This is a genomic window from Jannaschia marina (assembly GCF_013404595.1).
In the GTDB taxonomy this organism is placed as follows: domain Bacteria; phylum Pseudomonadota; class Alphaproteobacteria; order Rhodobacterales; family Rhodobacteraceae; genus Jannaschia; species Jannaschia marina.
Genome location: NZ_JABVAX010000002.1, coordinates 485,591 through 509,704, shown reverse-complemented (window position 1 = coordinate 509,704; position 24,114 = coordinate 485,591). Strand labels below are relative to the sequence as shown.

24 protein-coding genes are annotated in these 24,114 nt (G+C 68.1%); 17 read left to right on the top strand and 7 right to left on the bottom strand.

Annotated features, from left to right (window positions below; all coding sequences use genetic code 11):
* Positions 1-150: 150 nt before the first annotated feature.
* Complete coding sequence (locus HSX43_RS06385; RefSeq protein ID WP_179379246.1) at positions 151-825, top strand: Imm52 family immunity protein; 675 nt, start codon at positions 151-153, stop codon at positions 823-825.
* A gap of 9 nt (positions 826-834) precedes the next feature.
* On the opposite strand, the gene HSX43_RS06380 is transcribed toward HSX43_RS06385, so the two are convergent.
* From HSX43_RS06380 to HSX43_RS06360, 5 genes are all read right to left on the bottom strand, one after another.
* Complete coding sequence (locus HSX43_RS06380) at positions 835-2,223, bottom strand: sensor histidine kinase (protein ID WP_179379245.1); 1,389 nt, start codon at positions 2,221-2,223, stop codon at positions 835-837.
* 69 nt (positions 2,224-2,292) lie between these two features.
* Positions 2,293-3,705 carry a dihydrolipoyl dehydrogenase family protein gene (locus HSX43_RS06375; RefSeq protein ID WP_179379297.1) on the bottom strand — a complete coding sequence of 471 codons (1,413 nt, stop codon included), beginning with the start codon at positions 3,703-3,705 and terminating at the stop codon, positions 2,293-2,295.
* Between the two features lie 54 nt (positions 3,706-3,759).
* Complete coding sequence (locus HSX43_RS06370; protein WP_179379244.1) at positions 3,760-4,488, bottom strand: TVP38/TMEM64 family protein; 729 nt, start codon at positions 4,486-4,488, stop codon at positions 3,760-3,762.
* Positions 4,489-4,778: 290 nt separating this feature from the next.
* Positions 4,779-5,492: a DNA helicase gene (locus HSX43_RS06365; RefSeq protein ID WP_179379243.1), complete on the bottom strand. Its 714-nt coding sequence runs from the start codon at positions 5,490-5,492 to the stop codon at positions 4,779-4,781.
* 226 nt (positions 5,493-5,718) lie between these two features.
* Positions 5,719-6,363: a DUF2268 domain-containing putative Zn-dependent protease gene (locus HSX43_RS06360; protein ID WP_179379242.1), complete on the bottom strand. Its 645-nt coding sequence runs from the start codon at positions 6,361-6,363 to the stop codon at positions 5,719-5,721.
* Between the two features lie 189 nt (positions 6,364-6,552).
* Between HSX43_RS06360 and rpmH the strand changes: the two genes are divergently transcribed.
* From rpmH to argB, 10 genes are all read left to right on the top strand, one after another.
* Entirely contained in the window at positions 6,553-6,687 is a 135-nt protein-coding gene (rpmH, locus tag HSX43_RS06355) for a 50S ribosomal protein L34 (protein WP_012177012.1), read from the top strand.
* A 5-nt stretch (positions 6,688-6,692) separates the two neighbouring features.
* Entirely contained in the window at positions 6,693-7,121 is a 429-nt protein-coding gene (rnpA, locus tag HSX43_RS06350; protein WP_407929363.1) for a ribonuclease P protein component, read from the top strand.
* The gene (yidD, locus tag HSX43_RS06345; protein ID WP_179379240.1) at positions 7,118-7,339 is read left to right on the top strand and encodes a membrane protein insertion efficiency factor YidD; all 222 of its coding nucleotides are present in this window, start codon (positions 7,118-7,120) and stop codon (positions 7,337-7,339) included. The genes rnpA and yidD overlap by 4 nt, the downstream gene beginning before the upstream one ends.
* Before the next feature lie 310 nt (positions 7,340-7,649).
* Positions 7,650-7,865 (top strand): hypothetical protein, encoded by a 216-nt coding sequence (locus HSX43_RS06340; RefSeq protein WP_179379239.1) that lies wholly within the window; start codon positions 7,650-7,652, stop codon positions 7,863-7,865.
* A 60-nt stretch (positions 7,866-7,925) separates the two neighbouring features.
* A complete protein-coding gene (gene ttcA / locus HSX43_RS06335) occupies positions 7,926-8,816 on the top strand; it encodes a tRNA 2-thiocytidine(32) synthetase TtcA (RefSeq protein WP_179379238.1) in 891 nt (296 codons plus the stop codon).
* A 53-nt stretch (positions 8,817-8,869) separates the two neighbouring features.
* Entirely contained in the window at positions 8,870-10,420 is a 1,551-nt protein-coding gene (locus tag HSX43_RS06330; RefSeq protein WP_179379237.1) for a putative bifunctional diguanylate cyclase/phosphodiesterase, read from the top strand.
* Positions 10,421-11,034: 614 nt separating this feature from the next.
* Positions 11,035-12,942 (top strand): membrane protein insertase YidC, encoded by a 1,908-nt coding sequence (yidC, locus tag HSX43_RS06325; protein ID WP_179379236.1) that lies wholly within the window; start codon positions 11,035-11,037, stop codon positions 12,940-12,942.
* Entirely contained in the window at positions 12,939-13,679 is a 741-nt protein-coding gene (locus tag HSX43_RS06320; protein ID WP_179379235.1) for an MOSC domain-containing protein, read from the top strand. The genes yidC and HSX43_RS06320 overlap by 4 nt, the downstream gene beginning before the upstream one ends.
* Entirely contained in the window at positions 13,676-14,326 is a 651-nt protein-coding gene (yihA, locus tag HSX43_RS06315) for a ribosome biogenesis GTP-binding protein YihA/YsxC (RefSeq protein WP_179379234.1), read from the top strand. The genes HSX43_RS06320 and yihA overlap by 4 nt, the downstream gene beginning before the upstream one ends.
* A 16-nt stretch (positions 14,327-14,342) precedes the next feature.
* On the top strand, positions 14,343-15,212 hold the full coding sequence (gene argB / locus HSX43_RS06310) for an acetylglutamate kinase (protein ID WP_179379233.1): 870 nt from the start codon (positions 14,343-14,345) through the stop codon (positions 15,210-15,212).
* Here argB and HSX43_RS06305 read toward each other — a convergent pair.
* Together HSX43_RS06305 and HSX43_RS06300 are read right to left on the bottom strand one after the other, a co-directional pair.
* Entirely contained in the window at positions 15,209-16,486 is a 1,278-nt protein-coding gene (locus tag HSX43_RS06305) for a DUF3422 family protein (protein ID WP_179379232.1), read from the bottom strand. The genes argB and HSX43_RS06305 overlap by 4 nt on opposite strands.
* A 114-nt stretch (positions 16,487-16,600) precedes the next feature.
* A complete protein-coding gene (locus tag HSX43_RS06300; RefSeq protein WP_407929362.1) occupies positions 16,601-17,362 on the bottom strand; it encodes an SDR family NAD(P)-dependent oxidoreductase in 762 nt (253 codons plus the stop codon).
* Positions 17,363-17,464: 102 nt separating this feature from the next.
* Here HSX43_RS06300 and HSX43_RS06295 point away from each other — a divergent pair, with 102 nt between their 5' ends.
* The 6 genes from HSX43_RS06295 (at position 17,465) to HSX43_RS06270 (ending at position 24,109) form a co-directional block, all read left to right on the top strand.
* Positions 17,465-19,039: a Re/Si-specific NAD(P)(+) transhydrogenase subunit alpha gene (locus HSX43_RS06295; protein ID WP_179379230.1), complete on the top strand. Its 1,575-nt coding sequence runs from the start codon at positions 17,465-17,467 to the stop codon at positions 19,037-19,039.
* Positions 19,040-19,051: 12 nt separating this feature from the next.
* Positions 19,052-20,569 carry an NAD(P)(+) transhydrogenase (Re/Si-specific) subunit beta gene (locus tag HSX43_RS06290; RefSeq protein WP_179379229.1) on the top strand — a complete coding sequence of 506 codons (1,518 nt, stop codon included), beginning with the start codon at positions 19,052-19,054 and terminating at the stop codon, positions 20,567-20,569.
* Between the two features lie 115 nt (positions 20,570-20,684).
* Positions 20,685-21,566 carry a metal ABC transporter substrate-binding protein gene (locus HSX43_RS06285; protein ID WP_179379228.1) on the top strand — a complete coding sequence of 294 codons (882 nt, stop codon included), beginning with the start codon at positions 20,685-20,687 and terminating at the stop codon, positions 21,564-21,566.
* A complete protein-coding gene (locus tag HSX43_RS06280) occupies positions 21,563-22,447 on the top strand; it encodes a manganese/iron ABC transporter ATP-binding protein (RefSeq protein WP_179379227.1) in 885 nt (294 codons plus the stop codon). Before HSX43_RS06285 ends, HSX43_RS06280 begins: the two co-directional genes overlap by 4 nt.
* Positions 22,440-23,285 (top strand): metal ABC transporter permease, encoded by an 846-nt coding sequence (locus tag HSX43_RS06275; protein ID WP_179379226.1) that lies wholly within the window; start codon positions 22,440-22,442, stop codon positions 23,283-23,285. The genes HSX43_RS06280 and HSX43_RS06275 overlap by 8 nt, the downstream gene beginning before the upstream one ends.
* Positions 23,282-24,109 (top strand): metal ABC transporter permease, encoded by an 828-nt coding sequence (locus HSX43_RS06270; RefSeq protein ID WP_328795102.1) that lies wholly within the window; start codon positions 23,282-23,284, stop codon positions 24,107-24,109. Before HSX43_RS06275 ends, HSX43_RS06270 begins: the two co-directional genes overlap by 4 nt.
* Positions 24,110-24,114 lie beyond the last annotated feature (5 nt).

Genomic DNA, 24,114 nt, shown 5'->3' with positions numbered 1-24,114 from the left:
TCAGCTTGCGTGGCGGCCTATCGAGAGGTGAGCATGTACATCATAAACGGCATCACTGGGAGCACCCCGCCGAAAGATACGTCAAACGGCGTTCGGGACGAATTCGGGCGAATGATGCGTTTGGCGAGATACCTACGACCTTTGCATCCGATGTTCTCGAGGTTCGGTGCGATGGACGAGGAGGCCGTCGCGCAAGGCGAGGCCTTAACGGAGAGGCTGCTTCTGCAAGACGAGGAGTCGGCGGAAGACTTGGCCGAAATCGAGCGCCTCTCGTCACTCCCGTACACACGGTTTCTTTTCGACGACCCCGAGAGCTTCCTCGCGGACATGATCGAGGCGGATCGGCGCTGGCGCGCCGAATACGCTGGCGCGCTTCTCTCCATGTCGTTTCGCACCGACGGCCGACGTTCCGGCACGATCGAGCGCGTCGTCGATCGAAGCAGTCGAAGCTTTGGGAGTGTCATACTCCATATGCCGATGCGCGACCAAGAGGACTTCTGGTATCAGGACGCCCGGATCATGAAGGACATGATGTTCGCCATGATGGACATCTGGGACTTCGACTGGATCGTCGCGCAGCCGCAGGTCTATGTCGGGCTGCAGCGCAACCTCTTTCCCGACCGCCGCTCCTTCGGCTGGATGGGCTGGATGCCGGAGCTTCTGGCAGAGACAGGCGACGCGCTGGCCGCCGTCGAGCCCGTGCGGGGCGGGACGTTCATGCTGCTGCAGGAGCGGATGATGACGCTCAAGAAACCGGACATCGAGGCCTGCAACCGCGCCGAAGCGCATCTGCTCGATCACGGGGTTCTCAAGACGCTCGGCTGAGGGCTGTTCTCAGACCTCGCCCATCTCCTGGGGCAGTTCGATCAGGAAGGTCGTGCCCGTCTCGCCCGTCATCTCGAGCGTGAGCGTGCCGCCGTGGCCGCGGACGAGTTCGGAGGCGATGGCGAGGCCGAGGCCCGTGCCGCCCTTGCGGACGTTGCCCTGGAAGGCCTGGAAGAGGTTTTCCTGCGCCTTGGGCGGCAGGCCGGGGCCGGTGTCGCTCACGCGGATCTGCCAGCTGTCGCCCGCGTCGGTCGCGGCGACGGTGATCTCGCCTCCCTGCCCCGTGGCCTGCACGGCCTGGCGCGCGTTGCGGATGAGGTTGCCGATGACGCGGTGCATCTGTTCGGGGTCGACGCGGAGCATGAAGCCCGGCGGCACCGAATGGTGGATGCGGATCTCCCCGGGATCGACGGCGAGTTGCTCGCCCTCGCAGATCTCCTCGAAGAAGGGGCAGGCGTCGATGAGCTGCAGCGCGGGTGGGCTCTCCTCGGCCTTGCCGAAGGCCAGCGTGCCCTCGGTCAGCGTCACGGCGCGGGTGAGCGAGCGGACGATCTTCGGGGCGACGCGCTTGACGGTCGGATCCTCGACCTTCTCGAGCCGGTCGCCGAGGAGCGTGGCGGTCGTCAGGATGTTGCGCAGGTCGTGGCTGATCTTGGCGACGGCGGAGCCGAGCTGGGCGAGGCGCTGCTTCTGGCGCAGGGATTGCGACAGCTGGGTTTCGAGATCGAAGAGCGCGGTCTCGGCCTCGCGCAGCTCGCGCACCTCGCTCGACGGCTCGATGATGCGGCGCGCGTCCTCGGGGGCGGAGGCGAAGCTCATCATCTCGCGCGCCAGTTTCTTGACCGGCATGACCATGAGCCGGCGCACGGCGAGGAAGAGGAAGACGGAGGTGATGACCGAGATGACGAGCGAGAGCCACAGAATGGTGATGCCGTAGTCGATCATCGCCCTGTGCAGGTCGCCCGTGTCGATGGCCGCCTCGATCTGGACGCCGCCACCGCGCGCGGGTTCGGCGATCACGCGGATCACCTCGGGCGCGGGCATGGCGAAGCGGCGCATGGCGTCGCCGATGAGCGCGAGCGGCGAGGGGTCGCGCAGATCGACGGTGCGGACGACCGGCCCGGGCAGATCCGACGACAGGACGAGCTGCCGCAGGGCGTCGCGGCGCAGGACGACGTTGAGGACGCCCGCGTTGTCGAGGAGTTCGGCCTCCACGTCGTCGTCGATCATGTCGCCGGTGCCGAGGAGGGCGAGCGAGGCGATCTGCGCCCGCTCCATCCGGTCGGTCAGGTAGTCGAGGCGGAAGCGCGCGATCGAGGGCACGAAGATCAGGACTTCGGCCAGCATCACGAAGATGACCGTCAGGATCAGGAAGCGGCCGGAGAGGGACTTGAACATGTGCGGTCCGGTCGGTGGGCGTTGCGTCACTATGGCCCCTGCCCCCCGCGGGGGGCAGGGGCAAGCCCGTCAGGGCAGGTATTTCTGCACGAGGCGGACGACCTTCTTGACGGTGCCGCTCTCGAAGAGGCGGGGGACGTAGTACTGCCCCGCCGCGCGCTTGGAGATCTCGCCCAGCGTCGGATAGGGCGCGACCATGGCGGCGACGGCCCCGATCTTGAGCTTGTTGGCGATGACGAGGGCCCAGAGGCCGATGAGCTCGCCCGCTTGCGCCCCGACGATGGAGGCGCCGACGGGGCGGCCCTTGACGACCATGACCTTGATGAGGCCCTCGGTCTTGCCTTCGGCGATGGCGCGGTCGTTCTCGTCGTATTCGAACCGCAGCACCTCGAGGGCGCTCCCGTGCTTCTCGCGCGCCTGCGCCTCGGTCAGGCCGACCTGTGCCAATTCCGGGTCGGTGTAGGTGGCCCAGGGGATGTGGTCGGTGCGCGCCTTGGCCGGCAGGCCGAAGAGGATCGGGCGGATCACCGTGGCCCCGTGGTAGCCGGCGACATGGGTGAACTGCAGCCCGCCGGCGACGTCGCCGATGGCATAGACCTTGCGGTTCGTGGTGCGCAGGTCGGAGCCGACCTTGATGGCGCGGTCATGCTCGATCCCGGCCTTGTCGAGGTCGAGCCGCTCGATGTTGGCCTTGCGGCCGACCGCCATCAGGAGGTGCGAGCCGCTGAAGTCGCCGTTGTCGGTATGCACGGTGATCGCGCCGGCCTTGCCCGAGATACGCTCGGCCTTGGCCCCCTCGACGATCTCCACGCCCTCGGCCCGGAGGCGGTCGAGGACGATCGCGGCCATCTCCGGGTCGTCCTTGCCCATGGCCTTTGCGCCTTCGATCACGGTGACCTTGGAGCCGAGCCGGATGTGGGCCTGCGCCATCTCCATGCCGATGGGGCCGCCGCCGATCACGATCAGGTGCCTGGGCTGCTCCATCAGGTCGAAGATGTTCTCGTTGGTGTAGTGCGGCACACTGTCTAGGCCGGGGATCGGCGGCACGAAGGGCGAGGAGCCGGTGGCGATGACGATCCGCCGCGCCTTGATGCGGTAGTTGCCCGCGACGACGGTGTCCTTGTCGGTGAAGACGCCGTATTCGCGGATGACGCGGACACCGAAGCCCTCGAACCGCTCCTGGCTGTCGACGGGGGCGATCGTGTCGATGACCTTGTGGACGTGGCCCTTGGCGGCGGCGTAGTCGACCTTGGGCGCGACGGGTTTCACGCCGTATTTCTCGCCCGTCTTCATGGCCTGCGCCTGCTTGGCGGCGGCGATGAGCGCCTTGGAAGGCACGCAGCCGAAGTTGAGGCAGTCGCCGCCCATCTTGTGGCCTTCGAGCAGGGTCACGTCGGCGCCCATCTGGCTTGCGCCGGCGGCGAAGCTGAGCCCGCCGGAGCCGGCTCCGATGACCAGCACGTCGGTCTTGATCTCTTCCATGGCGGGCTCCTTCGTGGCCAGCATGTCGTCGGGGGTGTTCAGCGCGTTCATGGCTCAGGCCCCCTTCTGCTTGCGGAATTTCTTGAGGATGATCGGCAGCAGCGCCAGCGCCACGAGTCCGAGGATGGGCCCGAGGATCTGCGGCTCGAAGATGATGCCGAAGTTGGGCGTCTCGCCGCGGGCGAAGACTTCGCCGAGGCCGGCCCCGACCCAGGTGTAGACGACGCTGCCCGGCAGGATGCCGAAGAAGGTGGTGAAGACGAACTTCTTGAGGCTGACACCCACGAAGGCGGGCACGAGGTTCGCGACGAAGAAGGGCACCGCCGGGACGAGGCGCATGATGAAGAGGTAGGAGGTCTCGTCCTCGCGGATGCCGTCCTTGATCTTCTTCACCGCGCCGCCCGAGGCGTCCATCTTGGCGGCGAGCCTGTCGCCCAGGCCGTATTTCGCGGCGAGGAAGATGCCCGTCGCGCCGATGGTCGCGGCGACGGCGTTGAAAAGCGCGCCCGGGAAGAGCCCGAAGAGGAAGCCGCCCGTCAGCGTGGCGATGGCCGCACCCGGCAGGGAGAAGCCGACGATGGCGATGTAGACCGCCATGAAGACGACCACGGTCAGGATGTAGTTGGCATCGCGGAAGGCGATCAGCGCCTCGCGGTTGTCGGCGAGCGTCTGGAAGCTGAGGTAGTCGCGCAGGAAGAAGGCGCCGAAGGCCGCGACCACGAGGATCGTGGCGAGAGGAAGGTAGCGGGCGATCTTGCCGCGCGGCTTGTCGGGGTCTGTCATGGTTCCATCGGTCATTGTTCGATCCAGTCTGTAAAGGGTGCGGATCGGGGTCGGGGGTGCGATCCGCGGTTGGATCAGGGAATGAACGTTGCGGGGAGACCATCATATCCCCCCTCACGGGCACTTGAGGGCGCGTGTGCGCCGGGCGGCCCATGGCGGGCGAATGTTTCAGGTTGGCGCGGCAAGCGGTGGCGGATGTTACCGAGATGGACTTGGCTTGATCGCGCTCTGCGATGTTCCGGCCCGCTCCCGCGGACGACGTCCTTGCGATCCGCGGGAGCGGCGCGTGCCTATGTGGCCCGCTCCATCCGGATCCGTCCGTCGTGCAGGAAGATCGCCTTGTCGAAGGCCGACAGGTCGAGCGGATTGGGCAGGCGGACATCGGAAAGATCCGGCATCGCTTTGTCGCTCAGCTCGAAAAACCGGTCGATCTGCGAGATCACGGCACAGATCGCGCCGGAGGCGGTGACGTAGCGCCGAAGGGCCGCGATCTGGTCGCCGAGACCCGGGTTGGTCCGGTTCTGGTCGAGAAGCTGCAAATAGTCAATCACGACGACGGCGGGGCACCTCTCGCGCTCCAGATGCCCGATGACGTAGCCGGCCGAGACCTCGTCGGAGGTATCGACACGGACGGAGCGGCCCGCAGTCGCCAGATCGAACCCGAGGGCGGACGACCGCTCGGCGACATCGCGTTCGTGGTAGTCCAGGGTGAAGAAATACCCCTTCCGGTCGAGACGGCCGGCCCGCAGCGCCAGTTCGAGACCGAACCGCGTCTTGCCGTGGCCGGGCCGCGCCGCCAGAAGAACGAGGTCACCGGCGCTCAATCGCGACAGGACCGACAGCGCAGGACTTTCGGACGCGGCTGACGACGCGAGGTGGCTCCAGCTTTGGAAGCCTTCCCCGGCGGCTATGCGGTCGAGGGCCTGGTGCAGCGGGCATCCGGTGTCCCGCGACAGCAGCCGGGCCCGTCTTTTCAAGCGGTGGATTGGGGCGGAAAAATGCATTCGGTTCCTCCTCCTTCAAGCCGCATCTGCAATCCCTCCTCATGCACAGGCTCGAACGAGACAGATCCACGATCATTTGCTCGGCATTCGAATGCTTCCCGGATGGAGGGCGGAGGCCCGAGCAAGGCCCGGGGTCGATCGTGCGTCAAACCGGCCGGGGGCGCAATACTGGCCCGAGGAGCGATCGCGGAGGCTACGACTGCCTGAGCCTCTCCGACATCCGGCATCATGCCCCGTCGCGGAGAAGCGCGTCGCGAAAGGTCATGTGGGGAGCGTGCGCGAGGCTGAGCGCGGTTTCGCCCGGATGGCGGTCGAAGTGACGCCCGACGAGATCGTAGCCGAGCGAATACCCCAGCCAGTTCGGCAGATCGCCCTGCCCGAAGAACCACCGGGCATGGCCGTGACCGGTGCGGTCGAAGAGATCGAAGGCCGTCTGCCGCCAGGGGTCGAGCGCCTCGCCCGTGAGCGCGGCCTCCCAGGGTTCGGGCGGAGAGCCGTGGAGTTGCCGGACGAAGTGACCGGCGAGGCCCTCGGCCACGAGGGCGGAGCCCAGTTTCGCGCCGTATCCGGGGGCCTGCGCCCGGAGCGCGTGGTGGTATTCGTGCGCGATGACCCGCTCCAGCGTCGCGCCGAGGTTGGCGACCATGTTGGGGTTCGCCGGGTCGAAGGACAGCCGGATGAGGTCCGGGTCGCCGCAGTAGCCGCCGAAGCCGTGCATCGGCAACGCCCGGGTCCGGTCGGCCTTGAGCGCGAAGCGGATGGGGCATGGGTCGGTGAGGCGGGCAACGCGCTCTCGGGTCGCGTCGATCGCGCGCCGGATGGCATCGGCGTGCGGCCGGACGGTGGGCGAGATGCTGTCGATGGTCCACATGGGCGGCTGTCCTCGGCGGTGTGACGAAGATAGGCGATCTGTGCCGCGCCGACCATGGCACGCAGGCGTCGGGAAATCCCCGGACGGGGCGTTGACAGCCCATGCCAGCCCGTCTAGGGAGCGGCTTCCAGTTTACCCCCGCCGTCGATTCAAGCCCGAATCCGGCCCAAACCTGTCGGAGCGAACGCGATGAAGCGCACCTTCCAGCCCTCGAACCTCGTCCGCAAGCGGCGGCACGGCTTCCGCGCGCGCATGGCCACCAAGGCCGGCCGCAAGATCCTGAACGCCCGCCGCGCCCGCGGCCGGAAGTCCCTGTCGGCGTAAACCGCTTGACCGGACGCGATGTTTCGACGCCGGAGGGGCCTGCCTCTTCGGCGTCTTTGCGTGTCCTGAAGGTGCGGTCGCAGTTCCTCGCCATGAACCGCGCACTGCGGGTGCCGGCGGGGTCTTTCCTTCTGCAGGCGCGCGACCGCGGCGACGGCGACCCGGGCGTGGGCGTCGGCTTCACCTGTTCGAAAAAGGTCGGCAACGCCGTGGCGCGCAACCGCGCGAAGCGCCGCCTGCGCGAGATCGCACGGCTCGACCTGCCCGCCCTCGCCCGGCCCGGCTGGGACTACGTCCTGATCGGCCGGGCGGGCACGACGGCGGCGCGTGACTTCGCCGAGTTGCGCGCCGATCTGCGCCGCGCGCTCGACCGCGCCCACTCCGGCAGGGCAGAGACTGGACGACCGCCACGTCCGAAGGGCAAGCGCCGGTGACGCCGCTGGCGCGCATCCTGTCCTGGCCCGTCCATGCCTACCGCGCGATCTTCTCGCCGCATGTGGGTCACAACTGCCGGTTTCACCCGACCTGTTCCGCCTATGCGCTCGAAGCGCTCGAGAAGCATGGCGGACTCAAGGGCGGCTGGCTCGCCCTGCGCCGCATCCTGCGCTGCAACCCCTGGGGCGGGTCGGGCATCGACAACGTGCCGGACTAGGGCGCGGCCCATCGGCCACGCATCCCGGCGGATCTTCGCCTGAGGCAAACGAATCCTTTCCTCGCACAACCTGAGCGGGTTACCCAGCGGCAGCGCCGGCATTCGAGAAGGAGGGCGATATGAATCACGTAGCTGCCCACCTCCGAGCCCGCGCCACCGGAGCCTGGATGTCCGCCGCCAGCTGACGGCCGCACCAGCCTCCTTCCCTCCGGATCGGATTGTCTGAAAGCACCGCCCGCGGTGCGTGACGCGCCGGTCCTTCTTCCGACCATCTCCAACCAGAGGCCCCGTTCCATACGGGGGAAACCACATGACCGCAGTCCGTCTGCGCGCGCCCGTCGCGCATCCGTCCATCGACGACATCATCGCCCGGCACGGGCCCCGCCGCGTCCTCCTGGCCGCGCTGCGGGCACTGCTGCGCCCCAGAGCGCGGCCGCCCGACGTGAGGTATCTGTCCAACCACGTCCGGCGCGACATCGGGCTCGACCCGCTCGAGCCACGCCAGAGCCCCCGCTACCTGCCCTGACCGGTGGCGGCCCGGCCCCCGTTCCGCTATGGGGGCCGGGCAAGTCCCGAGGCCAGAGCCATGCCCGACACATTCCACGACGCGCCCGAGAGCGACGACATCCACGCGCTCTTCCACGGCGCGCCGAAGACGACCGAGTTCCGCAAGCTGCGCAAGCGCCTCGTGCGCGAAACCCGGGAGGCGATCGACCGCTACGGCATGGTCGACCGCACGAGCGACGCGCCGCGGGCGAAGTGGCTCGTCTGCCTCTCGGGGGGCAAGGACAGCTATACGCTCCTCGCCGTGCTGACCGAGTTGCAGTGGCGCGGGCTCCTGCCCGTGGACCTGCTGGCCTGCAACCTCGACCAGGGGCAGCCGGGCTTTCCGGCGACCGTCCTGCCGGAATTTCTCGACCGGATGGGCGTGCCGCATCGGATCGAATACCGCGATACCTATTCCGTCGTGAAGGACAAGGTGCCCGAGGGCCGGACCTATTGCGCGCTCTGCTCTCGGCTTCGGCGGGCGAACCTCTACCGGATCGCACGCGAGGAAGGCTGCACCTCGGTCGTGCTCGGCCACCACCGCGACGACATCCTGGAGACGTTCTTCCTCAACCTCTTCCACGGCGGCAAGATCGCCACCATGCCGCCGAAGCTCCTGAACGACGAGGGGGATCTGACGCTCCTGCGCCCCCTCGCCCATATCGCCGAGGCCGATTGTGACGCCTTCGCCCGGGCGATGGGATATCCGATCATCCCCTGCGATCTCTGCGGGTCGCAGGACGGGCTGCAGCGGCAGGTGATCAAGCGGATGCTAGACGACTGGGAGGCACGCGTGCCGGGCCGGCGGGCCAAGATGTTCTCGGCGCTCACGCAGGTGCGGCCGTCGCACATGCTCGACCCCGCGCTCTTCGACTTCGCGGGCCTCGGCGGAGATCATGACAATTCGAGCGATATTCCGAGGCTGCGTTAAGGAACGCTTGACCCCGACCGTCGTAGCAGAAGGCGACGACACCCGGAGGTTTCATGCCGCACAGCATTCCGCCCCGCGACGCGCGCGTTGCCCGGCTCCGGGCGCGAATGGAACGTGTCGACTGGATGATGCTCTTTCCGGTGGCGGCGGCCGTGGCATGGTGGCTCGGCGAGGACGCCCTCGCCGCGGTTCTGGTCGTCGTCCTGCCGCTCTGCCTCGCGTTCGACATCCGCGGCCGCGACCGTCACGGGGCGGATAAGGGCCCCCGCATCGACAGCGACCGTCCGATGGCCCGTGCCGCCGTGCACGCGGCGGTCGACGGGGTGCTGGAGGAATGTGCCCGCCGCGCCCGCACGACCGCCGTCCTGTTGCTGGAGGTCGACGGGCTCCACATCGCCGACACCGGCTGGGGGGCCGAGGCCGGGGATCGGATCATGGACCGCCTGACCCAGCGTGTCGGCACGGCGCTGCGCGGGCACGATGCGGTATTCCGCCTCGGCGAGGAGGGGATGGTCATCCTGCTCGCGCCGACCCGGCGGGCCGATCTCGACGTGCTGATGGCCATCGTCGACCGGGTGCAGTCGGCGATCGCCGAGCCGATCCTGATCGACGGACGGGCCGTGCGCGTCCATTGCACGATCGGCATCTGTTCGGAGGCCATGGCCCCGGTCCGCAGCGGCGCGGCGATGCTCGCCGCAGCCGATTGCGCGCTTCGGATCGCCCGGCGGCAGGGCGGTGACGCAGTGCGCGCCTTCAACGCCGATATCCAGACCCAGGTGGAAACCGACAAGACCCTCGCCGCCCAGGTCGAAACGGCGTTGCAGAACGGCGAGATCCGACCCTGGTTCCAGCCCCAGGTCGACACCCGCAGCGGCCGCATCGCCGGCTTCGAGGCCCTGGCCCGCTGGAACCATCCGGATCTGGGCGTGCTGACGCCCGACCGCTTCCTCGAAACGGTGGCCTCGGCCGGCCGCTCCGCCGACCTCGGCCATGCGATCCTGAAGGGCAGCCTCCTCGCCCTTGTGGAATGGGACCGCGCCGGCCTCGCCGTGCCCTGCGTCGGCGTCAACGTCTCGCTCGATCAGCTGACCGACCCGCGCCTTGCCGAGCAGATCGCCTGGCAGGTCGACCGCTACGGTATCGCGCCCGCGCGCATCGCGATCGAGATCCTCGAGACGGTGACGCTGCGCGACGGCGACGAGACGATCGTGCGCAACATCAAGGCCCTGCGGGACGCGGGCTTCCGCCTCGACCTCGACGACTTCGGTACCGGTGCGGCCTCGATCGCCCATATCGCGCGCTTCGGCGTCCACCGCATCAAGATCGACCGCAGCTTCATCCAGGGCATCGACGCCGACCCGAAGAAGAAGGAGGTGGTCGCCGCGATCCTCGGGCTGGCCGACCGCCTCTCCATCGACACCCTGGCCGAAGGAGTCGAGACGGCGGCGGAGCACGCGACGCTCGCGGAAATGGGCTGCCCCCACGTGCAGGGCTTCGGCATCGCCCGCCCGATGCCCTTCGACGACACGATGCCGTGGTCGCGCAAGCATCAGGCCACCTCCGTCGAGGGGCTGCAGGACATGCGTCCGCATGGCACGGCCTAGGATTCGGATCGGGGCCGCCGTCCCGCGTCCCGCGTCTCGGCCCGGTTGCCGACAAGTCGGCCGGCCGGCGCACGGAGGCCGATCGAGGACCGGGCCGAGGCACGGACGGCACATCGCCGGGGACATCATCCCAACCGACCGCGCAGACAGGTCGCTTTCGGCACGAGACGCCGGATCCCGCCGGGCGATCGCGTCTACTCCACGTTGATGCAGGGTTCAGACAGGCCATCGGAACAAGTGTCTCGCAACGCCGACACACGGTCAAAGCGCTTCGCCGCGCCTCCGGTAAGGTGCGCGGCATCCAACGTTCAGACCGGACCCGGCCCCTTAGCCGAGAGGCCGACGTAGATCTCGGAACGCTTTGGCACCCTCCGGCACGAATGGTCGCATCCCGCGCGATCGGAACGTCGCACCGTTGCCTCGCTGCCACGTGGCTGCCGACAGGTGCGGGTTCCGCGACTGATGGAACCTGCGCCGCAGAGCCGGCGCTTTCCGGCATCCGCGGATCGACGCACGGCCCGCAGCCCGGCCCGGCACCCGGAATCGCCTTGACCTCGGCCCCCGCGGTCTGTTGAACGGCGCGCAACCTCCCCCTCCGGCGTGACAGGTCTCCAATGGACGATCAGAACAAGAACCTCATCCTTGCCACCGGGCTCAGCGCGGCGGTGCTCCTGATCTGGTTCCTGATCTTCCCGCCGGAGCAGCAGGTGGCCGACAACGTGCCGACGTCCGACGGCGTCTCGGCTCCGGACACCGCCGTCGCGCCGACCGCGCCCGGCGGCACCGCCGACCCCCCCGCGACCGTCGCCGCCGACCCCACCGCAACCCGCGCGGGCGCCATCGCCGGCACGACGCGCATTCCCGTCGAGACCCCGCGGATGACGGGTTCCATCTCTCTCACGGGGGGGCGGATCGACGATCTGGCCCTCAAGGGCTACCGGGAGACGCTCGACGACGATGCGCCGATCGTGACGCTTCTGTCGCCGGCGAATGCACCCAACGCCTACTACGCGCTGCACGGCTGGGTGCCCGGCGGCGACCTCGCGGGCGATGCGGTGCCGACCGCACAAACCGTCTGGACGGCCCCAGAGGGCGCGGAACTGACGCCCGAGACGCCGCTGGAGCTGACGTGGGACAACGGCGCGGGCCTCCTCTTCCGCAAGACGATCGCGGTCGACGAGGACTTCATGTTCACCGTCACGCAGGGCGTCGAGAACACCACCGACGCCGCGATCCGCCTCTTCCCATACGGCCAGATCGCGCGCCACGGCGAGCCGGACGTGGAGAACTTCTTCATCAGCCACGAGGGCGTCGTCGCCCATGCCGACGGCATCGTGGAGCGGGTGGAATACGGCGACATGCCCGACCTCGACGCGAACCCCGCCGAAGGCAATGCCCCGATGGAGCGCTACGAGATCACCGAGGCCGGCTGGATCGGCTTTGCCGACAAATACTGGATGACGACGCTCATCCCCGCCGCCGGCACCCCGGCCTCGACGGTCGTGAAATACGTGCCCGGGGCCAACATCTACCAGACCGAGACGCGGCTGCCGACCGTCGACGTCGCGCCGGGTGCGACGGCCACCTCCGAAAGCCGGGTCTTCGCGGGCGCGAAGGAATGGGAGGAGCTGCGCCACTACCAGAACGACGACGGCGTGCCGGGCTTCATCGACGCGATCGACTGGGGCTGGTTCTTCTTCCTGACGAAGCCGATCTTCGCGGGGCTGCATTTCCTCAACGCGATCATCGGCAACATGGGCATCGCGATCATCGTGCTGACCCTCGGGATCAAGGCGATCCTGCTGCCGCTGGCCTACAAGTCCTACGTCTCGATGGCGCGGATGAAGGAATTGCAGCCCGAGATGGAGAAGCTGAAGGAGCGGGCCGGCGACGACCGCCAGAAGCTCCAGCAGGGGATGATGGAGCTCTACAAGAAGAACAAGGTGAACCCGGCCGCGGGCTGTTTGCCGATCCTTCTGCAGATCCCGATCTTCTTCAGTCTCTACAAGGTGATCTTCGTCACCATCGAGCTGCGCCATGCGGCTTTCTTCGGCCCCTTCCAGGATCTGAGCGCGCCCGATCCGACCTCGATCCTGAACGTGTTCGGCCTGTTGCCCTTCGCGGCCCCCGATCCGGGCACGCTCCTGTCGCTCGTCTTCATCGGGATCCTGCCGATCCTGCTCGGCGTGTCGATGTGGTTGCAGCAGAAGCTGAACCCGGCCCCGACCGACCCGACGCAGGCGATGATCTTCGCCTGGCTGCCCTGGGTCTTCATGTTCATGCTGGGCAGCTTCGCCTCGGGCCTCGTCGTCTACTGGATCGCGAACAACACGATCACCTTCATCCAGCAGTACCTCATCATGCGCAGCCATGGCTCGAAGCCGGATCTCTTCGGCAACATCAAGTCGAGCTTCCAGAAGAAGCGGACGGAGCCGGGGGTCGGCCCTGACAAGGGGCCGGTGAAAGCGGATGCGGAGAACACCGCCAAGGGCGGCGGCGCGAAGGGCAAGGGCAAGTCGTGACCGCGACCCTGGCCGAGATCTGGCGGCACCCGGTCAAGGCGATCGGGCGCGAGCCGCTGGACACGGTCGCGCTCGCGCCCGGGCGCACGCTGCCCCACGACCGCCGCTGGGCCGTGACCCACGAGAAGGCGAAGCCGGTCGAGGGCGGCTGGGCCAAGAAGGTGAACTTCCTGCGCGGAGTCAGTGGGCCGGGTCTGATGGCGGTGACGGCGACACTCGACACGGCGGCGGGCACGGTGACGCTCTCCCATCCCGAGCGCCCCGACCTGACGGTTGACCCTGCCACGCAGGCCGAGGCGCTCGTGGACTGGCTCGGGCCGATCTGGCCCGATGACCTGCCGCGCCCGACGGGTGTGGTGGCGAGCGAGACGGGCTTCACAGACGTGCCGGACGCCTGGGTGTCGGTGCACGGGTTCGCCACCCATCGCACGGTCGAGCAGAAGCTCGGGCGGGCTCTGTCGATCCACCGCTGGCGCGGCAACCTCTGGCTGGAGGGCCTCGCCCCCTGGGAGGAGTTCGACCTCGTCGGACGCCGGTTCCGCATCGGCGACGCCGTGCTCGAGGGGCGCGCGCGGATCACCCGCTGCCGCGCGACCGAGGCCAACCCCGAAACCGGGCGGCGCGACGCGGATACGCTGGGCGTCCTGCGCAGCTGGGACCATCAGGACTTCGGGATCTACGCGGAGGTCGTCGAGGGCGGCGAGATCGCGCGCGGCGCGGCCGTGGTGGCGTCGTGAGCCTGCCGTTCCCCCTGGCCGAGGCCCCCTCGCCCGCCGCCGAGGAAGCGGGGCGGAAGCTCTTCGCGACGGGTGGCGACTTCCTGAAGGGCGTCGTCGCGATGTCGGGGATGCCCCCGGCCGACCGTCTGGAGGTCTGCTTCGCGGGCCGTTCCAACGTCGGCAAATCGAGCCTCATCAACGCGCTGACGGGCCGCCGGTCGCTCGCGCGGGCGTCGAACACGCCGGGCCGGACGCAGGAGATCAACTTCTTCACCCTGGAGGAGAGCCACTACCTCGTGGACCTGCCGGGCTATGGCTTCGCCAATGCGCCGGTCGCCGTCGTGGCCAAGTGGCAGGCCCTGTTGAAGGCCTATCTCTCGGGGCGGCCGTCCTTGCGCCGGGCCTTCGTGCTGATCGACAGCCGGCACGGGGTCAAGGCGGTGGACGCGGAGATCATGGGGTTGCTCGACCGCTCCGCCGTGCCCTTTCAGACGGTCCTGACCAAGGCCGACAAGGTGAAGGACGCCGAGCGCGAGAAGGTTCTGGATCAGGTGCGCGGCGCGCTCGCGAAGCACCCGGCCGCCTTCCCCGAGCTGATCGTGACCAGCAGTGAAAAGGGCTGGGGCATCCCGACGCTGCGTGCGACCATCGCCACGATGGAGTGACGCGAGGCCCCGGACGATGAGGAAACAGGACGCCATGACCACCCGCGACAACGCCGCCATCGCCCGCACCCTGAACGAGGCGCTGCCCTACCTGACGCGCTACGACGACGCGGTCGTGGTGATCAAGCTGGGCGGGCACGCCATGGGCTCGGACGAGGGCATGGCGAGTTTCGCGCGCGACGTGGTGCTGATGCGGACGGTGGGGATCAATCCGGTCATCGTCCATGGCGGCGGGCCGATGATCAACGCGATGCTGGACCGGCTGGGCGTGAAATCGGAGTTCGTGCGCGGCAAGCGCGTGACCGACGCCGAGACGCTGCAGGTCGTGGAGATGGTGCTGGCGGGCGAGATCAACAAGCGGATCGTGCAGGCGATCAACACCGCCGGCGGGCGGGCCGTGGGGCTGACGGGCAAGGACGCGGACATGATCACCTGCGTGCAGACCGACCCGGAGCTCGGCTTCGTCGGAACACCCTCGGCGGTCGATCCTCGGCTGCTGCATTCGCTCTTTCGCGACGAGATGATCCCGGTCATCGCACCGATCGGCACGGGGGCGGACGACGAAACGTTCAACATCAACGGCGACACGGCGGCGGGGGCGCTTGCCGGGGCGCTGAAGGCCGATCGCCTGCTTCTCCTGACGGATGTCGCGGGGGTGAAGGATGCCTCGGGCGACGTGGTGACCGAGCTGACGGCGGCGCGGGTGCGGGCGCTGACGGCCGAGGGTGTGATCGCGGGCGGGATGATCCCCAAGACGGAGACGGCGCTCGACGCGCTCGATCAGGGCACGCGGGCCGTCGTCATCCTCGACGGCCGGGTGCCGAACGCCGTCCTGCTGGAGCTGTTCACCAGCCACGGCGCGGGCAGCATGATCCGCCTCGACTAGGAGCCGCCGCCCGCTCGCTTGCGGATGCGGCGCACGACCCACCAGACGCCCGCGACCACCGGCACGACGGCAAGCGCCGAGATCATCTCCTTCGAGAGTCCCGCCGCGGCCCCCACCGGGTAGGCGAGGTAGGTCACGAGGTTGACGGCGTAGTAGCCGATGGCCACCACCGAAAGCCCCTCGACCGTGCGCTGAAGCCGCAGCTGCAGCGCGGCGCGGCGGTCCATCGACATCAACAGTTCGCGGTTCTGGTCGGCGCGCTCGACGTTGACGCGGGTCGAGAGCAGATCGCCCGCGCGGCGGGCGCGTTCGGCGAGCGTGCCCATGCGCTTCTCGACCGAGCGACAGGTGCGCATGGCCGGATCGAAGCGCCGCATCATGAATTCCGCGAAGGTCTGGCGACCGTCGAGACGCTCCTCGCGCAGGACCTCGATGCGCTGCTCGACGAGCGCGGTATAGGCCCCCATCGCACCGAAGCGGAAGGCCGAGCGGGCCAGCATCGTCTCGAGTTCGGAGCCTATGGAGAGAAGCTCGGCCAGCGTGGCCTCGGCATCGCAATCGGCCTCGCGCAGGCGACCGACGAGGTCCGACAGGCGGGAGTCGAGCTCGGACAGGCGCGCCCCCAACTCGCGCGCACGGGGCAGCGCGAGCATGGACATGGTCTTGTAGGTCTCGATCTCGCAGAGCCGCTGGATGATCCGGCCCACGCGCCGCTCTCCGGTTCCGGCCTCGGGGAAGAGAGCGAAGCGCAGGTGCCCGGTCTCGTCGATGCGGAAGTCGCCCGCGATCACCGCGCAGCGGTCGAGAACGGCGGAGGCGGCGAGGCTCTCGGGCACGAACCACTCGGCCAGTCGTTCGGGGATGGCATCGTCCGCCGCCTCGACCCGGATCAGGATCGACGTGAGCCGCGCGCCCGGGGCCTCGGCCAGCCAGTCGGCCGGAAAACCGCGGAAGATCTCGCCGTCGAAGGGCTTGGCGGCGAGGCGGTCGGTGAAGAGCGTGTAGGTGACGAACTCGGTGTGGCTCTCCCACTTCAGGCGGTAGCGCCCGATCTGGCCGAAATAATGCGTCGCGCCGGGTTTCGGGTGGTCTGCCCCGAAGCGGTCGAGTAGGGCGAGCAGATGCGCGCGGTCGGCCCCGCGGTCGCGGTTGGCAGCATCATCCGGGCGCTTGACGGCGAGGAAGGCCGCTTCGCCCCCGATCTGCATCGCCGGGAAAGGGCGGGCATGGAGTTCGTTGGAGAGCTCGTAGCGCTGCGGGTAGTCTTTGAGCATAAGGTCTCCTCGGGGCGATGCGTCGCGCGATAGGAGCGGCCCCCACCCGGATTGTAAGCCGGGCGCGGCGGTATTCCATCGCATGGCGGCTTTCGGGTCACGCCCCGGGTCGGCTCAGAATTCCCCACCGGCGATCTGGAGTGCCTGGCCGTTGACGCTGCGCGCCGCGTCCGAGCAGAGCCAGAGCGCGGCACCCGCCACCTCCTCCACCTCGATCAGGCGACGGTGCGGGTTCTGGCCGACCATGATGTCGCGGGCGTCCGCCTCGGACATGCCGGTGCGGTCCATGATGCGGGTGGTGTTGTCGGTCACGATGTCGGTGTCGACGTAGGCCGGACAGAGCGCGTTGAACGTCACGCCGCGCCCGAGGTGATCGGCGGCCAGCCCCCGGATCAGGCCGATCATCCCGTGTTTCGACGCGGTATAGGCCGGCGCACCCTTGAGCCCCTTGAGGCCGGCGATGGAACTGACGGCGATGACGCGGCCCCAGCCGTCGTCGGCCCCCGTCATGTCGGGCAGGCAGGCGCGGATCGTGCGGTAGGCCCCGTCGAGGTTGGTGGCCATGATTCGCCGCCACATCTCCTCCTCGGTGCGCTGCAGGCTCGCGCCCTCGGCGATGCCTGCGTTGGCGACGCAAATCCGCACAGGTCCCTGTTCGGCCCGCGCCGCGGCGACGCCCTCAGCCACCGAGGCAGGGTCGGTCACGTCCATGGCGACGGCGAAGGTGCCCGCGACCTCCTGCAACCTGTCGCGCCGCCGCCCGGTCACGGTGACCCTTGCCCCGTTGTCGCGCAGCGCCTCGGCGATGGCGCGGCCGATGCCGCTGCCGCCGCCGGTGACGAGCGCGTGCCGTCCCTCAAGATTACCCAACGTCAATATCCTCCTCGAAATAAAGTGTCGCTACGACGCCTGTTGCCTTGAGGCTACGCTGCACCGCAGATAGAAGGCGAAAGGTCACCACCACGGGGAAAGACTGCAATGAAGATCGGCGCACCGAAAGAGGTACACGAGGGCGAAGCCCGCGTGGCCATCACACCCGAGAGCGCGGGGCATCTGCAGAAACTGGGCCACGAGGTCTTCGTTGAGGCGGGGGCCGGCCTGGCCGCGGGCTTCACCGACGAGGCCTACAAGGCCGCGGGCGTCGAAGTGATGAAGACGCCGGCCGCGCTCTTCAAGATGGTCGACATCGTCGCCAAGGTCCGTCCCCCGACCGAGACCGAGGCCAAGCGCCTGGTGAAGGGCCAGACGCTCATTTCGTTCTTCTATCCGTCTTCGAACGAGGCGCTGATGGAGCTCGTGAAGTCCAAAGGCGCGACGGCCATCGCGATGGACATGGTGCCCCGCATCAGCCGCGCGCAGAAGATGGACGCGCTCTCGTCGATGGCGAACATCGCCGGGTATCGCGCGGTGATCGAGGCGGGCAACAACTTCGGCCGCTTCTTCACCGGTCAGGTGACGGCGGCCGGCAAGGTCGCGCCCGCAAAGGTGCTCGTCGTGGGCGCGGGCGTCGCCGGTCTCGCCGCCATCGGGACGTCGACGTCGCTCGGGGCGATCACCTACGCCTTCGACGTGCGCCCAGAAGTGGCCGAGCAGATCGAGTCGATGGGGGCCGAGTTCGTCTTCCTCGAGTTCGAGGACAGCGAATTGCCCGACGGGGCCGAGACCGGGGGATACGCGCCCCCGTCCTCGCCAGAGTTCCAGGCCAAGCAGCTCGAGAAGTTCCGGGAGCTGGCCCCCGACATCGACATCGTGATCTGTACCGCGCTCATCCCCAACCGGCCGGCCCCGGTCCTCTGGACGAAGGACATGGTCGAGGCGATGAAGCCCGGCTCCGTCATCGTCGACCTCGCCGCCGAGCGCGGCGGCAACTGCGAGCTGACGAAGCCCGAAGAGAAGGTCGTGACCGACAACAACGTCACGATCATCGGCTACACCGACTTCCCGAGCCGGATGTCGACGCAATCCTCCACACTCTACGGCAACAACATCCGTCACATGATGGCGGACCTGACGCCCGAGAAGGACGGCGTCGTCGTACACGACATGGAAGACGATGTGATCCGGGGCGCCACGATCACCCACGAGGGCGAGATCACCTGGCCGCCCCCGCCGCCGAAAGTGGCCGCGATCGCGACGCAGAAGAAGGAGAAGCCGAAGGAGCTGACGCCGGAGGAGAAGCGCGCGCAGGAAGTCGCGGCCTTCCAGGCCGAGACGAAGTTCCAGGTGGGGCTTCTGGCCGTGGGCGGCGCGCTGCTGCTTCTGGCCGGGCTCTTTACCCCGGCGAGCTTCATGCAGCATTTCATCGTCTTCACCCTGGCCTGTTTCGTCGGCTTCCAGGTGATTTGGGGCGTCGCGCATTCGCTGCACACGCCGCTCATGGCGGTCACGAACGCGATCTCGTCGATCATCATCCTCGGCGCGCTCCTGCAGATCGGATCCGGCTCCTGGCTGGTGATCCTGCTGGCGGCGCTCTCGGTTTTCATGGCCGGGGTCAATATTTTCGGGGGCTTCCTCGTGACACGGCGGATGCTCGCCATGTTCCAGAAGTCGTAAGGGGGCCGCACCATGGAACTCGGATTCACCAATGCGGCCTACGTGGTCGCGGGCGTCCTCTTCATCCTGTCGCTCGGCGGGCTGTCGAGCCAGGAGAGCGCTAAGCGCGCGATCTGGTACGGCATCGTCGGCATGGCGATTGCGGTTGTCGCCACGCTCGTCGGGCCGGGCGCGGGGCTCTGGCCCCTGTCGGTCATCCTCATCGGGATGGGCGGCGCGATCGGCTACGTCCTCGCCACCCGCGTGCAGATGACGCAGATGCCGGAGCTCGTGGCCGCGATGCACTCGCTTGTGGGCTTGGCCGCGGTCTTCGTCGGCATCAACGCCCATGTGGAGATCGGCCGCGTCGCCGCCGCCTTCGCGGAGGCCGGCCTGCCGTTTCCGCGCGCCTATGACGAGGCCCCGGAGGTCGCCACGGCCGCCGCGGCCGTCGTGGAGCAATTCCGCGGCTTCGGCACGGTGGTCGCCAAGAAGATCCCGGTCGAAATCACGATCCTGCAGATCGAGCTTTCGCTCGGTATCTGGATCGGCGCGATCACCTTCACCGGCTCGGTCGTGGCCTATGGCAAGCTGTCGGGCAATTCGAGCCTCCTGCCCTTCAAGATCGACACCGCGGCAAAGAAACTGCCCGGCGGGCACGTGCTCAACGCGGGTGCCGCGGCGATCTCCGCGCTCTGCCTCTTCTGGTACCTCGGCTCCGGCAGTGCGCTGGCGCTCGCCATCCTGACGGTCGCGGCGCTCTTCATCGGCTACCACCTCATCATGGGAATCGGTGGGGCAGACATGCCTGTCGTCGTCTCGATGCTGAACTCCTACTCGGGCTGGGCCGCCGCGGCGATCGGCTTCTCGCTCGGCAACGACCTGCTGATCGTGGTCGGCGCGCTGGTGGGCTCCTCGGGTGCGATCCTCAGCTACATCATGTGCAAGGCCATGAACCGCTCCTTCGTGTCGGTGATCCTGGGCGGCTTCGGCGGCCCGGTGGGCGAGCAGATGGCCGTCGAGGGCGAGCAGGTGGCGATCGACGCCGACGGCGTGGCCAACGCGCTCAATGAGGCGGACTCGGTCGTCATCGTTCCGGGCTACGGCATGGCCGTCGCGCAGGCGCAGGGGGCCGTCGCGGACCTCACGAAGAAGCTGCGCGCGAAGGGCAAGGAGGTGCGTTTCGCCATCCACCCGGTCGCCGGTCGCCTGCCCGGTCACATGAACGTGCTGCTGGCCGAGGCGAAGGTGCCCTACGACATCGTGCTCGAGATGGACGAGATCAACGACGACTTCCCGGACACGGACGTCGTGATCGTCATCGGCTCCAACGACATCGTGAACCCGGCAGCGCAGGACGACCCGAACTCCCCCATCGCGGGGATGCCGGTGCTGGAGGTCTGGAAGGCCAAGCAGGTCTTCGTGTCGAAGCGCGGTCAGGGCACAGGTTACTCGGGCATCGAGAACCCGCTCTTCTTCAAGGACAACACGCGGATGTTCTACGGCGACGCCAAAGCCTCGCTCGACACGCTCCTGCCGAAGATCGACTGATCAGCGCTACATTTCTGCAAAAGGGCCGTCCGCAGGGGTGGCCCTTTTCATTTTCGACCCTTGCGGAATACTTGCGAACGATTATCACTCTCATCTACCAATCCGGAGATCCGCCATGTTTCGCCCCCTTCTCTTCGCCACCTTCCTCGCCGCCGGCCCTGCCCTGGCCGAAGACCGCCTGAAGGTCGTGACGACCTTCACGGTGATCGCCGACATGGCCGCGAACGTCGCCGGGGATGCGGCCGAGGTCGTCTCGGTGACGAAGCCGGGCGCGGAGATCCACGGCTACGCCCCGACCCCGCGCGATCTCGTGGCCGCCTCCGATGCCGATCTCATCCTCTGGAACGGGCTGAACCTCGAGCTGTGGTTCGAGCAGTTCCTCGCCAACCTGGGTGACATTCCCTCGGCCACCGTGAGCGAGGGGATCGAGCCCATCGCCATCGCCGAAGGGGCCTACGAGGGAAAGGCAAACCCCCATGCCTGGATCGGGGCGGACGCTGCGATGATCTACGTCGACAACATCCGCGACGCCCTGTCGGAGGCCGACCCCGCGAACGCCGAGACCTATGCCGCCAATGCGGAACGCTACAAGGCGGAGATCGCCGCCGTGCTGGAGCCCCTGCGCGCGCGGCTCGCCGACATCCCAGAGGACAAGCGCTGGCTCGTCACCTGCGAGGGGGCTTTCAGCTATCTCGCCCGCGACTTCGGCCTGCGCGAGATGTATCTCTGGCCGATGAACGCCGATGCCGTCGGCACGCCGCAGCAGGTGCGCCGGGTGATCGATGGCGTGCGCGAGAACGAGATCCCGGCCGTCTTCTGCGAAAGCACGGTCAATACCGACCCGGCGCGTCAGGTCGCACGCGAGACGGGTGCACGGTACGGCGGAGAGCTCTATGTCGACAGTCTGTCGGCGGCGGATGGTCCGGTGCCGACCTATCTGGACCTGCTGCGCGTCACATCGGAGACCGTGGCCAACGGGCTGACAGGAACCGAATGATAAACGACGCGACGGATGGTGGCGGGATCGACGCGACGGGCGTGACCGTCACCTATCGCAACGGGCATACCGCCCTGCATGACGCGACCTTCCACATCCCGCGTGGCACCGTGACGGCGCTCGTGGGCGTCAACGGGGCCGGCAAATCGACGCTCTTCAAGGCGATCATGGGCTTCGTGCCCGCGCGGCGGGGCGAGATCCGGCTGCTCGGGCAAAGCGTGCGCGCCGCGCTCAAGGCCAACATCGTCGCCTACGTGCCGCAGGCCGAGGAGGTCGACTGGGCCTTTCCCGTTCTCGTGGAGGACGTGGTGATGATGGGCCGCTACGGCCACATGGGGTTCCTGCGCCGCCCGCGCGCAGCCGACCATGCCGCCGTGGCGGAGGCCCTGGCGCGAGTGGGCATGAGCGACTACCGCCGCCGCCAGATCGGCGAGCTCTCGGGCGGGCAGCGCAAGCGCGTCTTCCTCGCACGCGCCCTTGCGCAGGACGGGCGCGTGATCCTGCTCGACGAGCCCTTCACCGGCGTCGACGTGCAGACGGAGGAGCAGATCATCGCCCTTCTGAGGGAGATGCGCGACGAGGGGCGCGTGATGCTCGTGTCGACGCACAACCTCGGCTCGGTGCCCGAGTTCTGCGACCATACGATCCTCGTGAAGGGGACGGTCATGGCCTATGGGCGGACCGAGGAAATCTACACCCGCGAGAACCTGGAGGCGGCCTTCGGTGGGGTGCTGCGGCATTTCACGCTCGGCGGGACGGACCTGCACGACGACGAGGACACGCGGGAGCTGCGCATCATCACCGACGACGAACGGCCCTTCGTCCTCTACGGCGAGAAGCGCGAGGACGACGACGCGCCCGAGGACGAGCGCGATGCTTGAGCCCTTCGCCTACGGCTACATGGTCAACGCGATGTGGGTCTCGGCCCTCGTCGGCGGGGTCTGCGCCTTCCTCAGTTGCTATTTGATGCTCAAGGGCTGGTCGCTCATCGGCGACGCGCTGTCGCATTCCGTTGTGCCGGGTGTGGCAGGGGCCTATCTGCTTGGCCTGCCGTTTGCCTTCGGAGCGTTCCTCGCGGGCGGGCTGGCCGCGGCGACGATGCTCTTCCTGTCGGACCGGTCGGGGCTGAAGCCCGACGTCATCATCGGAATCATCTTCACGTCCTTCTTCGGCCTCGGCCTCTTCATGGTGTCGCTCAACCCGATCTCGGTCTCGGTGCAGACGATCACCATGGGCAACATCCTCGCCATCACGCCCGAGGACACGCTGCAACTCGTGCTGATCGGCGCGGTCTCGGCCGTCGTGCTGACGCTGAAATGGAAGGACCTGCTCGTCACCTTCTTCGACGAGAGCCACGCGCGGTCGATCGGGCTGCGCCCCACCCTGCTGAAGGGCATCTTCTTCACCCTGCTCGCGGCGAGCGTCGTGGCCGCGATGCAGACGGTCGGGGCCTTCCTCGTCGTGGCGATGGTGGTGACGCCCGGGGCCACGGCCTACCTGCTGACCGACCGCTTCCCGCGGCTTCTGCTGATCGCGGTGGCGATCGGGGCGGGCTGCTCCTTCGTCGGGGCCTACCTCAGCTTCTTCCTCGACGGGGCGACGGGCGGCATCATCGTGGCGCTGCAGACGTTGGTGTTCCTCCTCGCCTTCGTCTTCGCTCCGGTCCACGGGTTGCGCGCGGCACGGACCCGGGCGGCGACGGCGGAGGGCGCGCCGTGATCGAGACGCTGCTGCTGCCGTTCCAGTTCCCCTTCATGCAGAATGGCTTCCTGATCTCGTTGATCGTGGCCCCGGCGGCGGCGCTCCTGTCGTGCTTCCTCGTGCTCAAGGGCTGGGCGCTTATGGGCGACGCGGTGAGCCACGCGATCCTGCCGGGCGTGGTGCTGGCCTATCTGCTGGGCCTGCCGCTCATCCTCGGGGCCTTCGTGGCGGGCATGGGATGTTCATTGCTAACGGGCTATCTGGCCGAGAACAGCCGGGTGAAGCGGGATACGGTGATGGGCGTCGTCTTTTCAGGGATGTTCGCCGTCGGCCTCATCCTCTTCGTGGCCTTCCCGACGGATGCGCATCTCGATCACATCCTCTTCGGCAACATGCTCGGGGTCGGGACTGCCGACCTCAAGGCCGGCGCGGCGATCGCCTTGCCGGTGGCCGCGATCTTCGCGCTCAAGTGGCGCGACTTCCTGCTCCACGCCTTCGATCCGGCGCAGGCGCAGACGGCGGGGCTCGACGCACGGCTCCTGCACTACGGGTTGCTGACGATCCTGTCGCTGGTGGTGGTCGCGGTCCTGAACGCCGTGGGCCTGATCCTCGCGGTGGCGCTTCTTGTGACGCCCGGGGCAATCGCCTTCCTCGTCACGCGCAGCTTCGGCTGGATGCTCGTCGCTTCAGTGTTCATCTGCGCGGGCTCGATGCTCGCCGGCGTCTACCTTAGCTTCTTCCTCGACAGCGCGCCGGCACCGACCATCGTGATGGTGCTGACGGTGCTCTTCGTGGCGGCTTTCCTGCGGCAACGCCTTTTGATGCGGTACAGGAGAACATGAAAAAG

Bases quoted from the DNA above. Each gene is read 5' to 3' on its own strand.
- HSX43_RS06385 (WP_179379246.1), top strand. From the start codon at position 151: ATGTTCTCGAGGTTCGGTGCGATGGACGAGGAGGCCGTCGCGCAAGGC.
- HSX43_RS06380 (WP_179379245.1), bottom strand. From the start codon at position 2,223: ATGTTCAAGTCCCTCTCCGGCCGCTTCCTGATCCTGACGGTCATCTTC.
- HSX43_RS06375 (WP_179379297.1), bottom strand. From the start codon at position 3,705: ATGGAAGAGATCAAGACCGACGTGCTGGTCATCGGAGCCGGCTCCGGC.
- HSX43_RS06370 (WP_179379244.1), bottom strand. From the start codon at position 4,488: ATGACAGACCCCGACAAGCCGCGCGGCAAGATCGCCCGCTACCTTCCT.
- HSX43_RS06365 (WP_179379243.1), bottom strand. From the start codon at position 5,492: ATGCATTTTTCCGCCCCAATCCACCGCTTGAAAAGACGGGCCCGGCTG.
- HSX43_RS06360 (WP_179379242.1), bottom strand. From the start codon at position 6,363: ATGTGGACCATCGACAGCATCTCGCCCACCGTCCGGCCGCACGCCGAT.
- rpmH (WP_012177012.1), top strand. From the start codon at position 6,553: ATGAAGCGCACCTTCCAGCCCTCGAACCTCGTCCGCAAGCGGCGGCAC.
- HSX43_RS06340 (WP_179379239.1), top strand. From the start codon at position 7,650: ATGACCGCAGTCCGTCTGCGCGCGCCCGTCGCGCATCCGTCCATCGAC.
- ttcA (WP_179379238.1), top strand. From the start codon at position 7,926: ATGCCCGACACATTCCACGACGCGCCCGAGAGCGACGACATCCACGCG.
- HSX43_RS06330 (WP_179379237.1), top strand. From the start codon at position 8,870: ATGCCGCACAGCATTCCGCCCCGCGACGCGCGCGTTGCCCGGCTCCGG.
- yidC (WP_179379236.1), top strand. From the start codon at position 11,035: ATGGACGATCAGAACAAGAACCTCATCCTTGCCACCGGGCTCAGCGCG.
- argB (WP_179379233.1), top strand. From the start codon at position 14,343: ATGAGGAAACAGGACGCCATGACCACCCGCGACAACGCCGCCATCGCC.
- HSX43_RS06305 (WP_179379232.1), bottom strand. From the start codon at position 16,486: ATGCTCAAAGACTACCCGCAGCGCTACGAGCTCTCCAACGAACTCCAT.
- HSX43_RS06295 (WP_179379230.1), top strand. From the start codon at position 17,465: ATGAAGATCGGCGCACCGAAAGAGGTACACGAGGGCGAAGCCCGCGTG.
- HSX43_RS06290 (WP_179379229.1), top strand. From the start codon at position 19,052: ATGGAACTCGGATTCACCAATGCGGCCTACGTGGTCGCGGGCGTCCTC.
- HSX43_RS06285 (WP_179379228.1), top strand. From the start codon at position 20,685: ATGTTTCGCCCCCTTCTCTTCGCCACCTTCCTCGCCGCCGGCCCTGCC.
- HSX43_RS06280 (WP_179379227.1), top strand. From the start codon at position 21,563: ATGATAAACGACGCGACGGATGGTGGCGGGATCGACGCGACGGGCGTG.
- HSX43_RS06275 (WP_179379226.1), top strand. From the start codon at position 22,440: ATGCTTGAGCCCTTCGCCTACGGCTACATGGTCAACGCGATGTGGGTC.